Origin of the sequence: Neorhizobium sp. BETTINA12A, from assembly GCF_023006485.1 — a bacterium.
In the GTDB taxonomy this organism is placed as follows: Bacteria; Pseudomonadota; Alphaproteobacteria; order Rhizobiales; family Rhizobiaceae; genus Neorhizobium.
Genome location: NZ_JALBGW010000222.1, coordinates 1 through 6,371, shown reverse-complemented (window position 1 = coordinate 6,371; position 6,371 = coordinate 1). Strand labels below are relative to the sequence as shown.

5 protein-coding genes are annotated in these 6,371 nt (G+C 59.6%); 3 read left to right on the top strand and 2 right to left on the bottom strand.

Features of this window, described 5'->3' with window-relative positions; translation table 11 throughout:
- Window positions 1-2,385, top strand: a 2,385-nt coding sequence (locus MOV61_RS27575) for an ATP-dependent helicase (protein WP_247138868.1), incomplete at its 5' end; no start/stop codon positions are given.
- Here the strand turns inward: MOV61_RS27575 and MOV61_RS27570 are convergent.
- Window positions 2,386-3,702, bottom strand: coding sequence for a P-loop NTPase fold protein (locus tag MOV61_RS27570; protein ID WP_247138867.1), 1,317 nt, complete (start codon window positions 3,700-3,702; stop codon window positions 2,386-2,388).
- Between the two features lie 189 nt (window positions 3,703-3,891).
- On the opposite strand from MOV61_RS27570, the gene MOV61_RS27565 reads away from it, so the two are divergent.
- Together MOV61_RS27565 and MOV61_RS27560 are read left to right on the top strand one after the other, a co-directional pair.
- Window positions 3,892-4,893 (top strand): NAD(P)-dependent alcohol dehydrogenase, encoded by a 1,002-nt coding sequence (locus MOV61_RS27565; RefSeq protein WP_247138866.1) that lies wholly within the window; start codon window positions 3,892-3,894, stop codon window positions 4,891-4,893.
- Window positions 4,894-4,975: 82 nt separating this feature from the next.
- On the top strand, window positions 4,976-6,121 hold the full coding sequence (locus tag MOV61_RS27560; protein ID WP_247138865.1) for an amidohydrolase: 1,146 nt from the start codon (window positions 4,976-4,978) through the stop codon (window positions 6,119-6,121).
- Between the two features lie 27 nt (window positions 6,122-6,148).
- Here the strand turns inward: MOV61_RS27560 and MOV61_RS27555 are convergent.
- On the bottom strand, window positions 6,149-6,371 hold a 223-nt coding region (locus MOV61_RS27555), incomplete at its 5' end, for a tlde1 domain-containing protein (protein ID WP_247138864.1).

The window sequence follows — 6,371 nt, the reverse complement described above, 5'->3', positions numbered from 1 at the left end:
AATGGCGGCCTCGGGATCGCTGCTCGCGCCATGGCGGCCCGCGACCAGCACCGTGCGCCCGATTATCTCGCAGGCCTCAACCCGGAACAGCGGCTGGCGGTCGAGACGCTGAATGGACCGGTTCTCGTGCTCGCGGGCGCGGGCACGGGCAAGACGCGGGTGCTGACCACCCGCATCGCCCATATCCTGGCAACCGGCAGCGCCTATCCGTCACAAATTCTTGCGGTGACCTTTACCAACAAGGCTGCCCGCGAGATGAAGGAACGCGTCGGCGTACTCGTCGGCGGCGCCGTCGAGGGCATGCCGTGGATGGGCACCTTCCACTCGATCGGCGTGAAACTGCTGCGCCGCCATGCGGAACTGGCTGGCCTTCGCTCCGACTTCACCATTCTCGACACCGACGACGTGGTGCGGCTGATCAAGCAGTTGATCCAGGCCGAGGGGCTGGACGACAAGCGCTGGCCGGCAAAACAGTTCGCCGGCATGATCGACACCTGGAAGAACAAGGGCCTGACGCCGCCGGACATTGCCGAGGGCGACGCCCGTGCTTTTGCCAACGGAAAGGGCCGCGAGCTTTATGCCGCCTACCAGGCGCGGCTTCGCACGTTGAACGCCTGCGATTTCGGCGATCTTCTGCTGCACCCGATCGCGATCCTCCGCAAGAACCCGGATCTGCTCAAGGAATATCACGGCAAGTTCCGCTACATCCTCGTCGACGAGTACCAGGACACCAACACGGCCCAGTACATGTGGCTGCGGCTGCTTGCACAGCGGCCGAAGGACGTTCCCCAGAACGTCTGCTGCGTCGGCGACGACGACCAGTCGATCTATGGCTGGCGCGGCGCGGAAGTCGACAACATCCTGCGCTTCGAGAAGGATTTTCCGGGCGCCAAGGTGATCAAGCTGGAGCGCAACTACCGCTCCACCGAACACATCCTCGGCGCCGCCGGCCATCTGATCGCGCATAACGAAGGCCGGCTTGGCAAGACACTGTTCACCGACCGATCCGACCCCGATGACGAGAAGGTGGTGGTGCATGCCGCCTGGGATTCGGAGGAGGAAGCGCGCGCCGTCGGCGAGGAGATCGAAAACCTCCAGCGGGGCAAGCACAAGCTCAACGACATGGCGATCCTGGTGCGCGCCTCGTTCCAGATGCGCGAGTTCGAAGACCGGTTCGTGACGTTAGGCCTCAACTACCGCGTCATCGGCGGCCCGCGCTTCTACGAGCGGCTCGAAATCCGCGATGCCATGGCCTATTTCCGCATGGTCTGCCAGCCCTCCGACGACCTCGCCTTCGAGCGGATCATCAACACCCCGAAGCGCGGCCTCGGCGACACGACCGTGCGTTACCTGCACGACTACGCCCGCGCCCGCGACATTCCCATGCTGCAGGCGGCGGCCGACATCATCGAGACCGACGAACTGAAGCCGAAGGCGCGCAAGGCGCTGTTCGACGTCGTCACCGATTTCCGCCGCTGGCAGGGCCTGCTCGAAAACACGTTGCACACCACGCTTGCCGAGCAGATCCTCGACGAGAGCGGCTATACCGCCATGTGGCAGAACGACAAGTCGGCGGAAGCACCGGGACGGCTGGAAAACCTCAAGGAACTCGTGCGTTCCATGGAGGCTTTCGAGAGCATGCGCGGCTTCCTCGAGCACGTCTCGCTGGTCATGGATGCCGAGAACAACGAAAACCTCGATGCCGTGTCGATCATGACGCTGCATTCGGCCAAGGGCCTGGAATTCGACACTGTCTTCCTGCCCGGCTGGGAGGAAGGCCTGTTTCCGCACCAGCGGGCGCTCGACGAGGGCGGCCGCTCGGGGCTGGAAGAAGAACGCCGTCTCGCCTATGTCGGCCTGACGCGCGCAAAGCACCGCTGCCACATCTGGTTCGTCTCGAACCGCCGCATCCACGGCCTGTGGCAATCAACCATGCCGTCGCGTTTCCTCGAAGAACTGCCGGCCGCCCATGTGGACGTCGCGGCGTCAGACAGCAATTACGGCGGATATGGCGGACGCGGCGGCTACGGCCAGTCACGCTTCGACAAGGCCGATCCCTTCGCCAACAATTATTCCACCCCCGGCTGGAAACGCGCCCAGGCCAACAAGACCGACGCCACCCGCGACAACTGGGGCACCCGCTCCGGCCACGCCGTGGAACGCATCGGCTACGGCGAAAGCGGCCCGCGCACGCGGACGATCGACGGGGAACTGGTGGCCAAATCGGTGGCCGACACGCCTTCGCAATTCTCCGTCGGCGACCGGGTTTTTCACGTCAAGTTCGGGAACGGGAATATTTCGGCGATCGAGGGCAACAAGCTGACGATCGAGTTCGATCGGGCTGGAGAGAAGCGGGTGCTGGATGGGTTTGTGGAGCGGGTGTGATTACACAGTAATACAATCCACAACGTTATTAGCAAAATACAAAGCGGTTTTCTTTGGGTTACTGATTGAATACCTAGACAAGTATCGATTTTGATCCTTCCACTTTGGATCATTTAAATTTATTTGAGGTTCAAAGAAATATTCTAGCCAGCTTATGTACCAGTGTTCATTTTCGGCATCAAAGCTATAGAAGCTATTCAACTGGTGATAATTAAGCTCACCGCGCTTTGCTTTCTGAAAAAGATTTGTATTATTGTATTTAAGGTCACATAAGACAAACAATACGGCGCCTAGTCTAAGTTGACCCTTTTTCGTAAAAGCCATACATATTGCAAATTGAGTAAGGACCCTCTCAATATTCCGCAATGAATAATTTTTTCTAATAGCTAAGTCAGTAATAAAATTGACCATCTCGCCAGATAGAGACCCATCTTCTCCGTCCGACGGCATGCCCGAAACAATCTCTGAGACAAAGGCAAGCATTTGAGCTTTTCGAGTATGCCCTTCTGCGATGGGAAAATATACATAGGTATGAACAAATTTCTCGAGATACCTTTGAGCATCAATATCGGTACCGTAGGTGTGCCTGATAGATGACAGTATTTGATCGACTTGACACACAAGAAGAAACTTGACTGAGCTGACCGAAAAGAAATGTTTCATGGTCTCAATCAAAGCAAGGGCATACGGTGGCTTGCATCTATCAAGCTCGTCGACAATAAAGATCAACGGCTTGCCTTGCTTTGCGCCTGGAAAATTTTCGCCGACAGTAGAAAGAGTGTTTCGAAATTCATCAAACGCAATCCTGTCCTGGTTCGACCTGTTAAGACGCTCCTCTATCGCCTTGTCAAACTCCCCCTCGACGACGCTGGAAACCTCTTTAGCGATCTCCTCTGAGGCCTTCTCTAGGTCGGCCGTATTGAGTAGACCTACGGTCAAAACTCGCACCGATGATTTTGCTGCCACTTTACCGACGGCTTTTGCGACGTTCACAACACGCGACTGAAATCTTTCTCTTTTCTGTTTTGTTGGCAATTTTGCCATAACCGCCGATGCAAGACTTATGAAAACGTCAGAATTGTAGTCGGAGCTAAACGCATCGAAATATATAGCGGGAAAGCCTTGCTCGGTGGCGGATCGTTCCAAGCGCTTCGCAAATACGGTTTTGCCCGTTCCCCATTTTTCATCCAACACTACGACTAGAGGCTCGTCGGTGCTTTCAAAAAGCCTTAACAGGCCATCGATGAAACGGTCGCGGCCGAAAATGTCCGTTTCCGCGGCAATGGCATCTTCCATTGGTGGAGCTAACAATCGCATGGAATCACCTCCAGTTGATCGAATGGAGAAGAATTTTTGATTTTTATTCAACTAGTAATTGCTCACTCCCCACAATTGGCATCAGACATCGGCTCGGGCTCCTTAAGCTAGCTAATACCTCGCCTGCTATCATTGTCATGGGCATCTACCTAAAATCTGAACACATTTAGAAATCAAAGGGAGGAATTCATGAAAGCCATCGTCACGGCCCCCGGCGGCCTCGATGCCCTGAAGCTCGTCGATCTGCCGGATCCGGGCAAACCCGGCCGCGGCGAGATCCGGGTGGCGCTGCATGCGAGTTCGATCAATTTCCATGACCTCAGCGTCGCAAGCGGTCGGACGCCGACAGATGGGCGGGTGCTGATGGCGGATGGCGCTGGCGTGGTCGAGGAGGTCGGCGACGGGGTGAGCGAGTTCAGGCCGGGCGACCATGTGGTTTCCTGCTTCTTTCCGGACTGGCAGGACGGTCCGCCGCTGCCCGGCGGCTTTTCGCGCACGCCCGGCGACGGCATCGACGGGTTTGCGACCGAATATGCGGTGCGGCCGGCGGCCGCCTTCACGCTTGCTCCGAAAGATTTCAGCCATGTGGAAGCGGCAACGATCACCACGGCGGGGCTGACCGCCTGGCGGGCGCTTGTCGAGCTTGGGCGACTGAAGGCCGGCGAGACGGTGCTGGCGCTCGGCACGGGTGGCGTGTCGATCTATGCGCTGCAGATCGCCAAGGCCATGGGCGCACGGGTGGCGATCACCTCCTCATCGGACGAAAAGCTGGAGCGAGCGAAAAAGCTCGGGGCCGAGTTTACGGTCAACTACAGGGACCATGCCGACTGGGGCAGACAGGTTTTTGACTGGACCGGCGGCCGCGGCGTCGACCATGTGGTGGAAGTCGGCGGGCCGGTAACCCTCGGGCAATCCATCCAGGCGGTGAAGATGGGCGGCCATATCGCCATGATCGGGGTGCTGACCGGCGCACGCGGTGAAGTGCCGACCGCGGCGCTGATGGGTAAGCAGGCGGTTCTCTCCGGCATTCTGGTCGGCAGCCGCCGCCAGCAGCAGGATTTCGTGCGTGCATTCGATACGGGTCTCGTCCGGCCGGTGATCGACCGGGTATTCCCGCTCGAAAAACTCGCCGATGCCTTCCGCTACGAGATGAGCGGCAGCCATTTCGGCAAGATTGGCATCGCGTGGTGATAGGCTCGGCAGAGGTTCTGCTTGCGGAGAACCCCTGCCCCATTTACCTCGGAACCAGACCCGGCAATCAGGAAGCGGCCCCATGTTTCTCACCAATCAGGACGTCATCGAGCTCACCGCGTGGCGGCGCAAGCTGCATGCCATGCCGGAGATATCCGACGAGGAGATTGCGACGGCAGCGGAGGTGCAGAACTTCCTCGCGGATACGAAGCCGGACCGGGTCGTGACCGGTCTCGGCGGCACGGGTGTCGCGGTCGTCTATGAAAGTGGCCTTCCCGGCCCGTCCGTTCTGTTCCGCGCCGAGCTGGACGCGCTGCCGATCGAGGAGATCGGCACGCCGGACCATCGCTCGAAAATCCCCGGCAAGGGTCATATGTGCGGCCACGACGGCCACATGACCATGCTTGCGTCGCTGGGGCGGCAGTTCGGCCGGAAAAAGCCGAAACGCGGCCGCGTCATCCTGCTCTTCCAGCCGGCAGAGGAGACAGGCGCCGGCGCGGCGGCCGTCATCGCCGACGAAAAATTCCAGGAACTGGCGCCGGATTACAGTTTTTCCCTGCACAACATGCCGGGCCTGCCGCTCGGCCATGCCTGGCTGAAGGACGGCATCGTCAACTGCGCCTCGCGTGGTCTGAAGATCGTCCTGTCCGGCCGCACCGCGCATGCCTCCATGCCGGAGACCGGCATCTCGCCGGTGCCGGCGGTGGCAACGCTGATGCCGGCGCTGACGGCCCTCAGCCGAGGCTCGATCGCAACCGGCGACATGGTGCTGGCAACGGTGACGCATGCCTCGGTCGGCGAACCGGCCTTTGGGATTGCGCCCGGCCATGCCGAAGTCTGGGTAACGTTGCGCACCATGACCGATGGCCAGATGCAGGCGTTGACGACCAAGGCCGAAGATCTGGTCCGCGAGGTCGCAGCCGTCGGCGGTCTCGGATACGCGATGGACTATCACGACATCTTCGGCCATTGCGAAAACCATGCGGAAGCCGCCGCCCTGCTACGTGCGGCGATGGAATCCGAAGGCATTTCGCTCGAGGAGGGAGAAACGATGCGCGGCTCGGAGGATTTCGGCCGGTTCGCGACCGTGTCGAAATCGGCGATGTTCTTCCTGGGTGCCGGCGAAAACATGCCGAACCTGCACAATCCGAACTATGATTTTCCCGACGACCTGATCCCGATCGGCACGAAAATCTTTATGCGCGTGGCGAGGGATATTCTCGGCTGAAGTTGGGCCGGAGGAGACGACGCCCGATCAGGCGTCGTTGTTGCCGAACAGCTTGGCCATGAAGCCGCCATTGGTGCCGCGGCCGGGACGCTTGCCATCCCACTTGGGCACGATCACCATATGGGTGATGTCGCCGCGCTGGAAGGCTTTCAGGAACGCGTTGTAGTCGGCAAAGGCGACGCAGCCATGCGAGTCGCCGCGCACCCGCAGCAGGAAACTGTGGGCGAGCAGGCCGGTGCGGCCCTGCGGC